The organism is Photobacterium chitinilyticum, from assembly GCF_004104355.1.
In the GTDB taxonomy this organism is placed as follows: Bacteria; Pseudomonadota; Gammaproteobacteria; order Enterobacterales; family Vibrionaceae; genus Photobacterium; species Photobacterium chitinilyticum.
This window is the reverse complement of the sequence record NZ_RJLM01000002.1, coordinates 363,875-379,394: the sequence shown is the minus strand read 5'-3', so window position 1 is coordinate 379,394 and position 15,520 is coordinate 363,875. Positions and strand designations below refer to the sequence as shown.

At 45.5% G+C, this 15,520-nt stretch carries 12 protein-coding genes, 1 tRNA gene and 1 pseudogene; 4 read left to right on the top strand and 10 right to left on the bottom strand.

What is annotated here, in order from left to right; all coding sequences use genetic code 11:
* Positions 1-3 precede the first annotated feature (3 nt).
* The 5 genes from EDI28_RS07800 to EDI28_RS07780 all read right to left on the bottom strand — a co-directional run bounded on the left by EDI28_RS07800 (position 4) and on the right by EDI28_RS07780 (position 7,458).
* Entirely contained in the window at positions 4-936 is a 933-nt protein-coding gene (locus EDI28_RS07800; protein ID WP_128783285.1) for a Fe(3+) dicitrate ABC transporter substrate-binding protein, read from the bottom strand.
* A 151-nt stretch (positions 937-1,087) separates the two neighbouring features.
* Positions 1,088-3,118, bottom strand: a complete 2,031-nt coding sequence (locus EDI28_RS07795) for a TonB-dependent receptor (RefSeq protein ID WP_128783284.1) — start codon at positions 3,116-3,118, stop codon at positions 1,088-1,090.
* A gap of 208 nt (positions 3,119-3,326) precedes the next feature.
* Complete coding sequence (locus tag EDI28_RS07790; RefSeq protein WP_128783283.1) at positions 3,327-4,967, bottom strand: methyl-accepting chemotaxis protein; 1,641 nt, start codon at positions 4,965-4,967, stop codon at positions 3,327-3,329.
* A 756-nt stretch (positions 4,968-5,723) separates the two neighbouring features.
* Positions 5,724-5,814: transfer RNA gene (locus EDI28_RS07785), tRNA-Ser, on the bottom strand.
* Positions 5,815-5,985: 171 nt separating this feature from the next.
* Positions 5,986-7,458, bottom strand: coding sequence for a C69 family dipeptidase (locus EDI28_RS07780; protein ID WP_128783282.1), 1,473 nt, complete (start codon positions 7,456-7,458; stop codon positions 5,986-5,988).
* A 179-nt stretch (positions 7,459-7,637) separates the two neighbouring features.
* On the opposite strand from EDI28_RS07780, the gene EDI28_RS27290 reads away from it, so the two are divergent.
* Positions 7,638-7,835: a hypothetical protein gene (locus EDI28_RS27290; RefSeq protein WP_128783281.1), complete on the top strand. Its 198-nt coding sequence runs from the start codon at positions 7,638-7,640 to the stop codon at positions 7,833-7,835.
* Between the two features lie 15 nt (positions 7,836-7,850).
* Here the strand turns inward: EDI28_RS27290 and EDI28_RS07770 are convergent, their stop codons facing one another.
* Positions 7,851-9,302 carry a PhzF family phenazine biosynthesis isomerase gene (locus EDI28_RS07770; protein ID WP_233353309.1) on the bottom strand — a complete coding sequence of 484 codons (1,452 nt, stop codon included), beginning with the start codon at positions 9,300-9,302 and terminating at the stop codon, positions 7,851-7,853.
* 228 nt (positions 9,303-9,530) lie between these two features.
* Positions 9,531-10,919: an ATP-dependent RNA helicase DbpA gene (gene dbpA / locus EDI28_RS07765; protein WP_128783280.1), complete on the bottom strand. Its 1,389-nt coding sequence runs from the start codon at positions 10,917-10,919 to the stop codon at positions 9,531-9,533.
* A 236-nt stretch (positions 10,920-11,155) separates the two neighbouring features.
* Here dbpA and EDI28_RS27525 point away from each other — a divergent pair, with 236 nt between their 5' ends.
* The gene (locus tag EDI28_RS27525) at positions 11,156-11,278 is read left to right on the top strand and encodes a hypothetical protein (protein WP_267900003.1); all 123 of its coding nucleotides are present in this window, start codon (positions 11,156-11,158) and stop codon (positions 11,276-11,278) included.
* Between the two features lie 524 nt (positions 11,279-11,802).
* On the opposite strand, the pseudogene EDI28_RS07755 reads toward EDI28_RS27525, so the two are convergent.
* Positions 11,803-12,366: pseudogene (locus tag EDI28_RS07755) on the bottom strand (glycoside hydrolase family 18 protein); the annotation flags it as partial.
* Between the two features lie 69 nt (positions 12,367-12,435).
* The gene (fabV, locus tag EDI28_RS07750; RefSeq protein ID WP_128783538.1) at positions 12,436-13,638 is read right to left on the bottom strand and encodes an enoyl-ACP reductase FabV; all 1,203 of its coding nucleotides are present in this window, start codon (positions 13,636-13,638) and stop codon (positions 12,436-12,438) included.
* A 209-nt stretch (positions 13,639-13,847) separates the two neighbouring features.
* Here fabV and EDI28_RS07745 point away from each other — a divergent pair, with 209 nt between their 5' ends.
* The gene (locus EDI28_RS07745; RefSeq protein ID WP_128783277.1) at positions 13,848-14,264 is read left to right on the top strand and encodes a universal stress protein; all 417 of its coding nucleotides are present in this window, start codon (positions 13,848-13,850) and stop codon (positions 14,262-14,264) included.
* 62 nt (positions 14,265-14,326) lie between these two features.
* Here the strand turns inward: EDI28_RS07745 and EDI28_RS07740 are convergent, their stop codons facing one another.
* On the bottom strand, positions 14,327-14,893 hold the full coding sequence (locus EDI28_RS07740) for a TetR/AcrR family transcriptional regulator (protein WP_128783276.1): 567 nt from the start codon (positions 14,891-14,893) through the stop codon (positions 14,327-14,329).
* 142 nt (positions 14,894-15,035) lie between these two features.
* Between EDI28_RS07740 and EDI28_RS07735 the strand changes: the two genes are divergently transcribed.
* Positions 15,036-15,401 (top strand): hypothetical protein, encoded by a 366-nt coding sequence (locus tag EDI28_RS07735; protein ID WP_128783275.1) that lies wholly within the window; start codon positions 15,036-15,038, stop codon positions 15,399-15,401.
* Positions 15,402-15,520: the final 119 nt, after the last annotated feature.

Below are 15,520 nucleotides of genomic sequence, written 5' to 3'. Positions count from 1 at the left end.
ATGTTAACTTTCTTCCCCGAAAATGCGCACCAGATCCTGGGCTACCCCTTCGGCGGCCAGCATGCCGCGACTCAAAGACCATAATCCCGGCGATATTTCGATAATATGGCCCTTTTTCTTCGCGGTAAGCATGCTAAACAGAGGGTTCTTCTTCCATTCTTCCAGTACGGTGTTGTCACTGTATCGCCCGATCAGGAGATAATCAGGATTGGCTTTTAATAGCAGCTCAAGGCTTGTCGGAATATAGGCGGTGCTGATCTGCTCAGGAATAGGACTGCGGAGCCCCAGCTGGTTGACGACACCTCCGGCATAAGATGTCGGCCCGTGCATCCACATACCGCGCTCGCTGATCACTGCAAACTGAATCGTATTTTCTGCAAACGTCGGTTTGATAGATTTTAATTGAGCCTTAAACGAAGCCATCCGCTGTTTATGCAACGCCAGCCGTTGTTTCATCGTCTCTTCTCGGTTGATGGCCTTGCCGACTTTTATTACCGCATCTAAATTTTCCTGGTAGGTTTCACCACGACTCTTAATAATTAAAGTCGGCGCAATACGCTTCAGATCATCGTAAATAGCACTGTGCCGCTCGACATCGGCAATAATCAAATCCGGTTTAAGATCAGCTATCACCTCAAGGCTGGGCTGATAACGCGAACCCACCGAAGTCCATTCCGGCACCACCTGTGTCACCGCAGGGATCAACCGCTCGGGTTTGTTATCATCGGCAATACCAAGGGGAGCAATATTAACGGCTGCCATTGCATCTACAAATGAAAACTCCAGCGCAACTATTCTTTTCGGGGTGCCTGACAGGCTAAGCTCACCCATTTCATCATTAATTGTTCGTGTCACATCTGCCTTTGCCGGAAAGACAAACACCAGAATAAATATACTTAGCGTGCCTATTAACTTCTTTATTATTGATTTTGCCATGGTGCAACTATTCCTTATTACCAACACCATTAATAACTTTATAAACAATAGGGATTAAGCCTTTGCAGGCTTAACCCTCTGTCATTAACGGAAACACGAAAATATAAATCTCAAACTATCAAAAGTTGTGATTCTAGATTTCAACGTCCAATTACAAGCTATATTGATAACTCAACATCACTTCAAACGGAGCGCCATATCCCACCTGGTTCAATCCGGAGCCACCGCCGGTTGCACCAAGCGCATATTTTTCATCGAATACGTTATCTAGGTTTAGCTGAACTTTATGTTGCTGCCACTGGTAGGCGGCCATCAAATCAGCTTTGGTATAAGCATCTAGCTTTGTTCCTTCATTATTGCCCGCATAACGATCACCGACATACTTAACGCCCCCACCGAACTTAAATTCAGGTGTTAAGTAGTAAGTCGTCCATAACGAGAACAAATGATCGGATACATCATTCGGCTTATCGCCCGTTTCTTTATCTTCGGCGTCTAGATAGCTATAGCCAGCAGAAATATTCCACACTTCAGTGATCTGACCGCGGGCTTCTAGCTCAATCCCCTTATGACGAAACTCATCCTTGTCGACAACATCACCATTGGTATCCGTTCGAGGCTGCTCTTGATCAATCTGGAACAGGGCCGCGTTCAGCATCAACCGATCATCCAGCATGAAGGCTTTCACTCCCACCTCCTGAAGATCGGTTCTGAACAGCTCCGCCAGCTTCGGATTGATATAAGTCCCGGCATAAGGGAGCTGCCATGAGCGTCCCAAGCTAGTATAGGCCGAGAACTCATCTGTCAGCTGATAAACCAACCCAGCGCGGTAACTCAGCTTATTATCATCCATGGTTTCAAGCTCCGCTCCTTGCTTGCGCTGCTTGAGTTTCATGCTGTCGTAGCGAAGGCCGCCTAGTACCGACACTTTTTTATAGGTAAATACATCTTGCAGATAAGCGCCGAGTGTCTCGGTCTTGTTCTGGCGGAACGGGTCAAAACCTGGGTTCGGCGTCGGTCGGGTCACCGGGTTATGGATATCTTGCGGGGAAAGGCTGGTGTCTTTAGCCAGTAGCAAATCGATATCGATAACATTGTAGTCAGCACCGGCCAGAAGCTGGTTCTGTTCTGTTTGCCAGGTAATTTCAGACTGAAGGGTACTGGTGGTTCTCGGATCGTAACCAAAATTGTTTGCTGTCTGACTAACCTGATCACCTGTCATCTTTCCTTGACGGGTCCCTTTCTGCTCCAGTTCTATCTGGTTCCACGCTGCCCGGTTGACCCATAACAGCTGATCGTTAATCGTCATTTGATGACTAACAGCAAGGCGAATGCTGTCCGATTCTTGGTAATCGTTAGCTCCGCCATAATAGGTGTCGACAGCGACATCAACCGGCTTGCCACCCTTTGAAGGTACACCTCGGTATGGCATAACTTCCTGATGCTGATATTCAAGATCCAGGTCAATAACATGCTGGTCTCCCGCCGCTATACGGACGGTAGGTGCAATAAAGTAGTCCTGATAATCAACATGATCGACATAACTATCACCGTCGCGAAATTCCACATTCACCCGGCCGTTAACGTTATCGCTCAACTGTCTGCCCACATCAACCTGTCCAGACAGGCGGCTATCGCTGCCCGCGGCGGCTGTCAGTGTGGTAATATCACGGCCATCAGCACGTTTGGTCACAATATTAATCAGACCACCTGCCGAACCTCGACCGTACAAGGCACCGGCTGGTCCTTTAACCACTTCGACACGCTCAACATTGGCCAGACTACGAAACGACTGTAGGTTTCCGTCATCACGCATACCATCACGGTAAGTATCATTCAGCGCATCAAACCCCCGGATCACAAACTGATCCCGGCTGCCTTCTCCCAGCGTGTTATTGACTCCCGCGATCCCATCAAGGGCGTCGACCAAACGCAATGCCCCCTTATCTTCCATTTCAGCCTTCGTAACCACGGAAACTGACTGGGGTACTTTCAGCCAGGGCAAATCTGTTTTACTGCCGGAAGCCGGGGAATACTCGGCATAACCCTGATATTGCTGAGCTTCGACACTAGCTTGGTCGAGAACGGCTAACTCTTCCGCATAAACAATACTTGAACTACCTGCAGCCAAGACGAGACTGATACAGGAAACGAGCGGCTTCAACTTTAAAGAGCAATTCATTATCAAAAATCCATTTGCACATTCAATTTGAGAATGCGAATAAAAACAAATCTCAAAATCATTTGCAAGAAATATATTATTGGTTACATTTCCACCCAGACAAATACAACAACACTCATATCAATATGAAAAATTAAGATTTTTGACATAAAAAAACCGCTGCTCTCGCAGCGGTATTTATAGTTATATTATTAGTAATATCAATTAATTAAGAAACACGAAATCGACTCATCATTGTTTGCAAGTTAGCCGCTAGCTGACCTAACTCGACACTTGCCTGGGCAGTTTGGCTGGCTCCAATCGCCACTTCTGTCGATGACTGGTTAATGCTTTCAACATTGCGTCCCAATTCTTCAGTAACAGAGTCCTGCTCGCTACATGCACTCGCAACTTGCTGTCCCATATCAGCAATCTGTGCAACTCTCTGTTCAATGTTCTCAATCATTTTGCCGGTATTCTGGCTCTGTTCTACACAACCCCTGATCATGCCGCAGCTTTCAGTTGTCGCCTCTTTTGCTTCACTTGCACTTTTCTGAAGCTTCTCGATAATTGTAATGATCTCGCCAGTTGATTGCTGGGTTCGACCAGCTAGGGTACGAACTTCATCAGCAACAACAGCAAAACCACGACCTTGCTCACCCGCACGAGCCGCCTCAATCGCCGCGTTCAATGCCAGTAAGTTAGTCTGTTCAGCAATATCGCGGATAACATCAACAACCATACTGATATTGTTAGACTCTTTTTCCAGCTGTTCAACCATCTGACCTGCATTTTCAATCTCTTGGGAAACAGACAAAATTGATTTAATGCTTTGCTGAATATCCTGGCAACCCAGTTTCGCTTCATCACTTGCAGATGTCGCCGAGACGGAAGCGACTTCGGTATTACTGGCAACTTCGGCAACAGTCGCTTTCATTTGATCCATTGCCGTTGCCACCATAGTGATCTCATTCTGTTGTTGCTGCATACCTTGAGATGACTGTTCGGATACCGCACTAACTTCTTCAACCGCTGCGCTAAGCTGGGTAACTGCAGCTACAATCTCCCCAACCAGATCACGTAAGTTATCTTGCATTTCAACACAAGAATCAGCCAGCACTCCCAACTCATCATTGCCAATTTCATCACGCTTCAGATGATGAGTTAAATTACCCGATGCAATTTCGCTCGATAGATCGATCACTTGATTTAACGGACGGCAAATCTGGCGCGTCAGGAACAGATTCATAATCACCATAAACAGAATAAGTGCACTTACCGCTGCAAATGACATGGTGGTAACTCGATCTGTACTGGCTAGCATCTCAGTTCGGTTACGCTTAACGAAACCTAAATTGACCTCTTTCAACTCTTCCAATGCAGCCGTCAAATCATTAAATTCATTAAATGTGCCCGCAAGAATTGGCTGTGCAGTATCGAAATCTCCTTTCACCGCCGCCTCAGCAAAGCCATTCAATGCCTTCTGATAATTACCCCAAGCCTGAGTGATATCTCTGAGCGCTTGGCGCTCATGTTCAGTTGCATCAGAGCCCACAGAGGCTTTATAAGCATCCAACAACGTCTCGATGTGGTGATTTTGCTGATCAGCCTTGTCCACTCTTTTGCGGATCTGTTGCAAATCACTGTAAGTCAAAATGGCATATTGAGTCCGTCGCACATAAGACACCTCAAAAACTATTTCATCGACAGAAAGAAGACTCGGTACTGTAGAGTCAGAGAAATTTAATACCCCGGCGCGAATTACACTCAACTCGCTCATTAAAAACACACCCAAGGCAATAATAATCGCAATGATAGCAGAGAAAACAAGCGCAATTTTCTTGCCTATTGACAAGTCTTTAAACGACATAAAATAACCAACTCTTCACTTAAATTTATCAAACAAGATAATTATCAATTAATATAAACAACAAGCATAAAGCTCATATTTATACAAAAATTACAATTAGCAGCCATGCGATAAATACAATTTATTCAAGTTTCAACTCGATAACAAACCAGCTATAAAGGAATCCATTCACTGTATTGGCATAATAATGAACATTCTATTTATCAAACAGACAAACAGCCTCATTTTAGCTCAATACAAAGCTATAAATTATAGTTATTTAACCTATCAGAAATTATATTGACCAGACAGCCACATTGTATTCTGTTCACGCGTGAGTTCAAAACAAAATTTTGAGTCAATATCGAAACAAAACAGAGAAATAACAAATAATGCGGCATACTTAACCCGCTCACTAATACAGTCCAAAAATTAAATATGTATTAATATGAACAAGGGATAATGAAATTAAATATAAGCCTCACTTCCGATTGACTACAAATAAATACCTTTATCACTTATACCTTGGAGGTTTCCTAACTATTTACAAACAGCCAATTTAACGATAGACACTCACCTGATACATCAATAGATAATTTCAGCTATGATTGTGGACAAGTGAACTGTTAAATGTTGAACGTTGAACGTTGAACAGCATGATTAATCTGCAGGGCTTTCTAAATGTGGCGGAGAGATAGGAATTTACTTCACCCTCTCTTTACAACATAAAATTTAGGCATAAAAAAACCGCTGAATTTTCAGCGGTTTTCTTGAATGTGGCGGAGAGATAGGGATTTGAACCCTAGATACGCTACAAACGTATGCCGGTTTTCAAGACCGGTGCTTTCAACCACTCAGCCATCTCTCCGTTATGCGGCGAATAATACGGAAGCTTTCCGAAGATGTAAACCCTCCCAAAAGCCAACCGCGCATCTTTTGTACAGACACTCCTTTAGGTGTTTAAATCTCACCCCGCAACACCTAAAAAACCCTCGGCGAACGAATCACCGAGGGCTTTGCTACTTATATAAATTTATTTCTACAAGCTCATGATCTTCTTAAATTCTTCTTCAGAGTATTTCTTTTCCGTACTCTTAGTCAGATCCGTCATCATCTTATAACGAATTTCTGTCGCCATCGACAAAGTACGCTGAAGCTGACCGTAGGAATAATCCGAGGCCATGTTCAACGCAGCTTGTTTATCGGATTGATACAGTGATTTCAGGGTCATATCCAAACTGCTGACTTGCTTGTACAACTTGGTTTCTTCCTTGTCCCAGGTCGCTTTTAACATAGGCAAGTATTTGTCCGGAGCGGCTGCCGCCAACGCTGTCAAACTACGGAACTGCCAATAGGCAGACTGATCAGAATAGGTGTCACTGCCTGTCTGGTAAGGTGTAGGATAGTCTTGCAGGCTTGAATAAAGCGGTACAAGTACAGATTCCGGTAATACCCCAAAGCTTTGCCAGATCAAACCTTGCAGTTCTTGCGGCATATCTTTACGTAGTTGAATAATGTGAGATTCAAGCTGGCGTTCAACACGCATTGGACGCTCGCCATTCTCTTCTAGCTGAGTGCCTTTATAAGTGGCCCCCAATACATTTGCCACATCCTGAACCGAAATCTTCTGATCCGGCTGCATAAACAACGGATACTGATCCTGACGGGTTGGCTGCTCGCTCGATGCCGAAAGCATGCTTTGTCCCAACCATTCGCGGTCGATATTATAAACATCCCCTGTTACACCAAAGGCTTTGGCAAAGTTAAACGATGTTGTATCTGGCTTGTCCAACAGTTCATTCTTCTCAACAAACGCCATAAGCCCAGTGGAATGCAGAACATCCTGGCTCGCCAGATCAACTCCGTGAACACGCAAGCCGTTGGCGATCATAGCATAGCTATCATCCGGTACTTTCACTGCAATCCAATGGTGGCCCGAGCCAATCTCAACCAACCAGGCCTCGTTGACATCCGCGATATAGAGGCTATTTCCTTCGCCGGCACCATATTGCTCAATATATTTGCCCAGCAACTCAACACCTTCCTTCGCTGTTTTCACCTGCGGCAAAATTAGCGTCGGTATAACGGCTTCAATGATACCATCGTCAATCAACGGATCAGCGGCCTGTGCCTTATCATTCACTTCAGCACTGGTTGTTGCTGAAATGGCAACGTTATATTCGTTTATCCCACGTTCTTCGTAGAATTTACCCTGACCATCAACTGTGTTGGCATCCCAATCAGGAATTGCGGAGTAACCGTAGAATTTCGCTGGCATTGGTACAACCAGACCATTGCCTAACGTCCAATCTCCGGCTTCATTTTCTTGCGCCGGGCGGTAAGTCAGATATTTATTCCAGTTATTGATACCAAAATCTTCATTACGGGCAATCATTATGCTGCCATCAGCAGATGCACCCTTGCCAACAATAAGACCCGTACACGCGTTAGCGCTCAGGCTGAGCGCAGACAAAATTGCAGCAGATAACAGAGTCACAGACATTTTTTTCATCGTATATCTCCATATAGGAACAAAACTCAACATGAATAAAAATTCACTTCTATGGTATATTTATCTTTCTTATACTGATTATGTCAATAAATACCACCTGAGCAGTGTATATATCTACTTATTTGTTTATTGTTTGGCCGATCACGCTATCAAGAATCTAATATGCGGAATAATAAAAAGTGAGAGCGAACCTAATTTTCGCTAAACAGAACGGTATTATCGAAAACAACCACGGCAAGAAAAAGCAAGCTATAAAAGGGGAAGCAACTGGGGTTACACCCTATACACAACGTATAGAGTGTAGCGCTGGAAATAATGATGAATTAACAGGTGAAATCAGTTGGCTGTTCAATTTAGGCTCTAAGTTTACAGTGTAAAAGCCGGCCTTAAATTCAAGAGGACAACGGTAGATACATTATGTGTTGGGGGCCCGCAGGTCCATCCAGATACATCACTTGAGAGTCAAAAAAACCACAATAAAGATACAATGCCCGAGCAGGAACGTTTCGTTGATTCACCGTTAATACCAAGTTGGATATCTGTGGATACTGCTCTGCAACATACTCCTGCAACTGGCGGCATGAGAGACGTCCATAGCCCTTACCCTGATAGCGCGCATCAATAAAGTATGCCCGCAAGCCCAGTTCACCAAATTGACTAAACTCTGGGTGGTTCGCAAAAGAATGGTCGAGAATGAAGAAACCGAGGATCGTGCTATCAGGTTCAGCATACCCCTGGCATATCACATGAAAATCTTCATTCGATTTCTGGCTCGCCAAGATATCAGCAATAGGCAGAACAAAGTCAGACTGGTGATCGGCAACTGCCAGATCACACAACAAACGGCGATCTTCCTTACGCATCTTTCTGATCGTTAATGCTTTATCAAAGCTTACACGCTGAGTTCCTTTGTGTTTGGCATAGCCCCCGACTTTCACCGCTTCAATACAGCCGGATTGCTGCAGAATCGACGCCGACAATAACGAGCTACGATTCATTGCTCGCCCTTGTTCGAACTCATACTGATAACCGAGAAACGGTCGGTGCTGGGCGAGGTAGCAAGCCAACGCACCACTGGCGCTGCCTGTTGCAGATTCTTCGGGGATCCCGAACAAAGGAGCAAAATTTCGACACCGGGCAGTAAAGTCGGCCCACGAACATAACTCAAAAAGATGCACCCCCACCAGCTGCCTGGCTCGGCAAAATTCAGCCAACACACTGTTATCGGGGTAAATATCGTCTAACGTACCCGGCATAACCGGAATGATGGCATCGGCCAATCCCGTAGAAATCACTTCAACCGGAAGTCCGGTATTGGTGATCACTTCAGCAGGAATGCCTAGAGCCTCGGCAACTTCGAATACATCGAGTTCACCACCAAAAACAGGCAGTTGCTGATCCATCTCGACAAAACCATCCGGTGAGACAGCAACATTCAAAATTCCCGCTTTAGTTCGCTGATTATACAGCCCTGCCTGAATCACGCCCTGGCTAAACAGTTCAGAAAACGTCGCCAGAGTAGCATGACCACAAAAATCAACTTCCGAGGTCGGAGTAAAAAAGCGCACATGAAAATCACACTCAGGATCTGGCAATACAAATGCCGTTTCCGAATAGCCAACCTGACTGGCAATTTTCTGCATTTGCGCCGCGGTCAAGTCTTCAGCATCGAACACTACACCAGCCGGGTTCCCGCCCTTTCCGTTGAAAGTAAACGAGTCAACAAGATACACATCCTTTTCCAAATCCTTACCCTCTACTCTACGTGGCTGTTGTCGTTCTTGTAATACCCAAGCTACCTCAGCCACGGCAAAAATAAAACCACTTTGGCGTGCTACTCTCATCACGCACTCAAATACTCTCCCCCCTTCTTTTTCACAAAAACCAAGCTCGATCCAGAAACCTATCCTCAGCATACTGCGCAAACTATATGACGAATAAGAAATTAATAACTTTCTCGACCAACATCAAAATACGTTGAAAACCAGATAGACAATACCCGCAAATCCAAAAGCAAAAAGCCCGCCTTGAACTATCAAGGCGGGCTTTTCTTTTGTCTGTTTAAAAGGCTTTTAGTCGCGGATTTGACGCACGCGGAACGAGCGACCTTTCATTTTTCCGTTTTCCAGCTTCTTCAGTGCAGCACGGGCAACTTCGCGATGCACGGCAACATAAGCACACATGTCAAATACGTTGATCTTACCAACTTGGTTGCCAGCAATGCCGTTATCGCCGGTTAGAGCGCCAAGAATATCACCAGGACGTACTTTTTGCTTCTTGCCACCACCAATCTGCAGTGTCACCATTGCCGGACGATGCGTCGGCTGATCGAGCAGGTGCATCGGAGGCAATTCTTCACCTTCGATAGTTTTATCAAGGTAATCTTCCAGCAAGGCAATCTTGTAATGCTCTTTGTCGCTGAAGAACGAACAGGCAATACCCTTGCTACCAGCACGGCCAGTACGACCAATACGGTGTACGTGAACTTCCGTATCACGTGCTACGTGATAGTTGATCACAGCATCCAGCGCGTCAATATCCAGACCGCGGGCTGCCACATCAGTTGCTACCAGTACAGAAGCACTCTTGTTGGCAAAACGAACCAGCGTCTGGTCACGTTCGCGCTGCTCGAGATCACCGTGCAGGGCAATCGCACTAAAACCATAATGCTCGAGATCGTCAGCTACTTCCTGCGTTTCACGTTTGGTATTACAGAACACCACCGCCGACTCAGGGCGATGCTGTGACAGCAACAGGCGAAGACCTATCATTCTATCCTCGTTGCTGTCTACCTTGTAGAAATGCTGCTGGATACTGCTGTTATCGTGCGTTGATTCAACCTTTGCCATTACCGGCTTGTGCATAATGCGCTTGGCAATCGACTCGATCTGCTTCGGATATGTTGCGCTGAACAACAACGTTTGACGGCGCTCTGGTGCCGCATCGATGATTGTATCAAGGGCATCCTGGAACCCCATTTCCAACATGCGATCAGCTTCATCGAGGATCAGCATGTTCAGGTCATCAAGATTCAAAAAGCCTTTGCGAACGTGCTCTTCTACTCGACCTGGAGTGCCGACAATAATATGTGCACCGTGCTCCAACGAGCCAATTTGTGGACCAAACGGCATTCCGCCACACAAGGTCAGTACCTTGATGTTATGAATAGCACGAGCCAGCTTACGAATCTCTTTGGCAACCTGATCCGCCAGCTCACGTGTCGGGCACAGTACCAAAGACTGGACACGGAAACGCTTCACATTTAGGTGATCAAGCAGGCCCAGACCAAAAGCCGCCGTTTTTCCCGACCCCGTTTTACCCTGTGCAATCACATCCTTACCCGCAAGAATATGCGGCAGGCTCTGCGCCTGAATTGGCGTCATCGCTTCATAACCAAGCGAAGACAGGTTTGACAGTAAATCTGGTTTCAGATTCAGGGTAGAAAAGGCAGTCTGGCTCAAGGGAAATATCCTATGTGATGCTGGAACGTCTGGCAGCAGTATACAGTTAGCGTACTAGACGCTGTCTCAAGGGCTGCGACACTACCAGCCTTTGGCGGTAAAAGAAACAATTTATACCCAAGTGACTTCAAGAAGCTCGTTTCAGTATGTACTCGTTCTTTTTGTTTGATATGGCATGACTTTTGCTTAAAACCATTAAGCGGCAATGAATGGCCACATATAAATAGGTTCTTGGTATGACGTTTTTAAGAAAGATTTGCAGTGTAATGACCAAAGAAGAAAAGCAATTACAAAAACAAAAAGCCTTAAAAGAAAAATTACGGTTTGCTATGTCACAGTCAATTGAGCGAAATTTCTAATACGACACGGCCATGCTATATCCCAAGATTTGGAAGGCCGCTGATAGCGACCTTTCTGAGTCTGATAAACGGGTGTTAAGTTTCTTGAAAAGCGGACGCTTAAATAATATATAACCCTAAACTTTTTGTTTTTATCGATGGTAATAAAATACGCTCGCTTTTCTCAAAAACACCCCAAGACACATGTCACTTTTGTTGCCTTAATGGTGCTGTCTATCATTGTCAGCATGGCTCTCTTACTATTACAAGAAAAGTTGATATTTACGTTTGGTCTACTAATAGCCATATTCCCATTAGTCCTTTTCGCAAAAGCATCTGACTATAGAAAAAAATACCTCCACAACTAAAAAACCAGTGCGGCATGTGCCTATCATGGTCAATAGCTAAGTTAAGGGTTGTTTTACTCCAAAGAAGCCCGTTGTCGCGATTTCAGATACCTGATCAACGATTATCTTTCGGAGCAACACCAAGGCAACAATGCCTTGGTATTTATCGGCACTATTTCTTTTGCGGATCAGCAGTAACTAGTTATTTATCGTTTGATGAATGACTTCCGTCATTTCCCCGTCGACGTCTCCCGACAACTCCCAGGTGAACACGCCAGCAAGGCCTTTTTCCTTCGCCCATTCTGTTTTGGCTTTCACTGAACGCTTGTCCTCAAAAGTGATATAGATCTGTTTTTTGGGGTGCCAGAGAAATGGAGCCTCGGAGGCTTCATCATAACCGTACTGATACCCTTGCTCCGACGTATAGTTGCGTTTTAGATCCCAGTACATAAAATAACCAGGCTCCTCGATATCAGTACCAAACGATGCCCCTTTGTCTGACACTAAGCTACCGGTCGGAAGTTTACCGTCAAAGTCCTTTGTACCTTCCCAGCCTCGGCCATAATACGCCGCGCCAAGTACCAATTTTTCAGCCGGAACACCAAGATCGATCATCTGCTCAATGAAAACATCCGCTCCCTGCCCCCACCAGCTACGCTTGGTTGCATGCAAATTAGTCAGGTGACCGGTTTGTGCCCCCCAGCCACCAAGAAAATCGTAGGTCATCGCAAACATGTTATCCATGTAGGGTGCTGCCGATTTCCGAGGCACTTCATGAATATCTTGTCGCCTGCTGTATATGCCGAATCACGTTGGCAAGCTTTACCGAGTTTATGGTGCTAACTGCTTCAAAGTCTCCATATTGACCCTTGCCTTGTAGTCGACGCCTTCCAGCCAAAAACCATTCAACTGCATAAAGTCCGTTTTATACCTTTGGTAGTCCCCCACCGTGGTAAAGTTCTCCGGCGTGATCTGGGCCATCAGTTGGCTTACCTGCTGCTGCACATCCTCGTCCAGCTCCCAGTCATCAACACGGATCAAGCGCTGCCTATCAACAGGAACACATTTTTCCTGGCCGTAAAGACGTTGGGAAAACAGGCGCTGCATCTGCTCTATACACCCTTCATGCAGCCCTTTCTCTTTCATTACCTTGAACAAGGCCAAAATGTAAGGTGAAAATGCAGGAATAAAGACGCTCGCCTTGGTCACCAACGCCTTGCACACCGAGACATAGGCCTCGCCGCCAATCTGCGCCATTTTGTCATTAAGCTGATCGCCGGTTGCATGGAGATGGGTTTTCGCCCTACCCAATGTTCCCCGGTGATAAATAGGATGGGTCGCTTCAGGGCCAATATAGGAATAAGCCACTGTTTTGCAGCCTTCGGCCAGTACACCGGCCTCCGAGAGAATATCTATCCAGCTTGCCCAATCCTCGCCGCCCATCACCTTTTTCGTCGCTTCAATTTCTTCTTCTGTCGCCGTTTCAATTGTCATCAGCTCCATGGTGTCGGTTTCGATGTTAATTGTCGGTCCTGTCACAGGTTCACCAATGGTCTTAATCGAAGATCGCCACAGTTCCCCGGTCTCAGGATCAGGGCGGACGCCCGTTGCCAGACTATAGACGACCAAATCAAGCTTCCCGCCAAATTCCGCCTTGATGTAGTCAATAACCTGCTGACGCATCTGTACCGAAAAGGCATCACCGACAAAGTTCTTGCCAATCAGGCCGTTATTTTCAGCTTCTTCACGAAAGAAAATATTGTTGTACCAACCGGCAGTCCCGATCCCTTTCTCACTTGGTCCGCGTTCAAAAGACACCCCAACGGTGTCGGCATTAGAACCGCCAAAAGCCAGTGAGATACGTGAAGCAAGACCAAAGCCAGAGGAGGCACCAAGAATGAGAACTTTCTTCGGTCCACCGACAATAGGCTCAGCCGAGCTGACATAGTTGATCTGGTTTCGAATCGCCTGCTGGCAGCCATACGGATGCGCAGAGCGTGCAACGACCCCTTTCACAACAGGTTCAATAATCATGGTAACTCCTAACTGTGTACTAGCAACACGGTAATCATCAATATCAATCAACAATACCCGATCGTCCCGAGCCACTGCATTGATCTTACCGCCACCTGAGTGAGGATTAACAAAAGTTCCAATCTGTGCAGTAACCAGAAAGCTCGCGCATTCCACCAGATACATTAAACTATGCAGTAGGTTATCAATCATGGTCGGAGAGGTGGGTTATGTTTAGCAAAATCATGGTGCCCGTAGACTTAAGGCATGAAGAACAGCTTAAAAAGTCACTGAATGTGGTCGGTAATCTTGCAAAAACGTATAAATCCAAGGTTGTCTTTGTCGGAGTATCGTTAGCAGCGCCAACAGAAATTTCTCGCAATCCTGAAGAGTATACAGCCAAGCTCGCTCTCTTCACCCAAGAGCAATCTAATCAACACGGTATTCATGCCGAAAGCCACCCAATCTTCAGTGTTGACCCTACCGCAGATCTCAACGATAAGCTGCTAGATTCTATTGATGAGTTAGGCGCAGACCTCGTTGTTATGGCAACCCATATTCCCGATGTCAGTGACTATATTTTTGCCAACCACGGGAACTACATTTCAGACCATGCAGATGTATCGGTATTTTTGGTTCGCGGATAATGTTGAGAGTACTAACAACCCAAACGTACGGAACGTCTATACGCGCCGTACAAGCCTGTCAGTTAATGTGCTGAAAATATCTCCTTTAGATACATTTCTTTTGCAATATCAATAAGCTTAGTGTCTTTACTTATAGGCAAAGTCGCAATCAGACCACTGAAAACCAGCTCAGCTTTAGTTGCCCTCATTTGCGCATCTTCAACCTCATGCTGATCTAGCATCTTAGCGATCAGCTCGACCCGATCGTGGCTATATTGAGTGCAAATCGAGGTAATATCTTCATCTTTGTTGCAAAACTCGCTATAGGCCAGCTGGAAGTAACAGCCGTAAAACTGCTTATCCATCACCAATTGGCGAAGTTTCTCAAACCGCTGGTCTATTTTTTCTTGCAACGAGAGCTCCGTATCATTAATCAGCGCTATCAGCGCCTTTGTATGCATCTTCGAATAATGACCGAGAGTTGCTGCGATCAAGCACTCTTTTGACTTGAAGTAACGGTATATCGTTGCTTTGGAGAAACCTGTTTTTGACGTAAGCTCATCCATACTCGTCCCTTGATAACCGTTACGGATACAAAGCTCCGCCGTCACCTCAAGTATTTTTTGTATCTTCTCGTCTTTCCTGCTCATCTTCTGTCTCCCTATAACTCTATACCTAAAAAGTAAACTAAACTGTTTCGTATTAAAAGTCTTGACTTATATTTTTTGTGAGCTAACCTTAACAACAAATAAAACGAAACAGTTTAGTTTAGTTATTCGAAAGGTGAATATTATGTCTATTAAAACAGTTGCTCTATCTACATTACTATTGGTTTCAGCATCGACTGCCATTGCCGCGCCGGGCAATGATCATCAACATATCACTGACCGCTCGGCTAAAGAGTTGCGTCTACAAGCCTTAGAAAGTGAGCCTTCTTTTCAAGCACAAGTAGCCCCACTACAGTTTGTTGATCGAGATGAGCCAGTCTCAACACGACATGCTACCGAACTACGCATACAAGCTTTAACGCCACCTACACGCAACGCCGAACCATTTGTACAACGTGATCGTGACGAGCCAGTATCTACCCAGCATGCCACCAAATTGCGCTTAAAAGCTTTGGAAAAAAGCACCTATACACTCACTAACAATAGCTAACCATTGGCTATGGTTTATCTTCTAGCACAGCCAACGGGATTTATAGAAAATCCCGCCAATCTTCAGGGAATGAAGTACTAAGGTCGCCGTGTGGCGGCCTTTTTGTTTGTTGTGTATTT

Excerpts from the sequence above, each read along its gene's own strand:
- EDI28_RS07735 (WP_128783275.1), top strand. The coding sequence starts at position 15,036 with ATGTCTATTAAAACAGTTGCTCTATCTACATTACTATTGGTTTCAGCA.
- EDI28_RS07740 (WP_128783276.1), bottom strand. The coding sequence starts at position 14,893 with ATGAGCAGGAAAGACGAGAAGATACAAAAAATACTTGAGGTGACGGCG.
- fabV (WP_128783538.1), bottom strand. The coding sequence starts at position 13,638 with ATGATTATTGAACCTGTTGTGAAAGGGGTCGTTGCACGCTCTGCGCAT.
- EDI28_RS07745 (WP_128783277.1), top strand. The coding sequence starts at position 13,848 with ATGTTTAGCAAAATCATGGTGCCCGTAGACTTAAGGCATGAAGAACAG.
- EDI28_RS27525 (WP_267900003.1), top strand. The coding sequence starts at position 11,156 with ATGACGTTTTTAAGAAAGATTTGCAGTGTAATGACCAAAGAAGAAAAG.
- EDI28_RS07790 (WP_128783283.1), bottom strand. The coding sequence starts at position 4,967 with ATGTCGTTTAAAGACTTGTCAATAGGCAAGAAAATTGCGCTTGTTTTC.
- EDI28_RS07780 (WP_128783282.1), bottom strand. The coding sequence starts at position 7,458 with ATGAAAAAAATGTCTGTGACTCTGTTATCTGCTGCAATTTTGTCTGCG.
- EDI28_RS07800 (WP_128783285.1), bottom strand. The coding sequence starts at position 936 with ATGGCAAAATCAATAATAAAGAAGTTAATAGGCACGCTAAGTATATTT.
- EDI28_RS07795 (WP_128783284.1), bottom strand. The coding sequence starts at position 3,118 with ATGAATTGCTCTTTAAAGTTGAAGCCGCTCGTTTCCTGTATCAGTCTC.
- EDI28_RS07770 (WP_233353309.1), bottom strand. The coding sequence starts at position 9,302 with ATGAGAGTAGCACGCCAAAGTGGTTTTATTTTTGCCGTGGCTGAGGTA.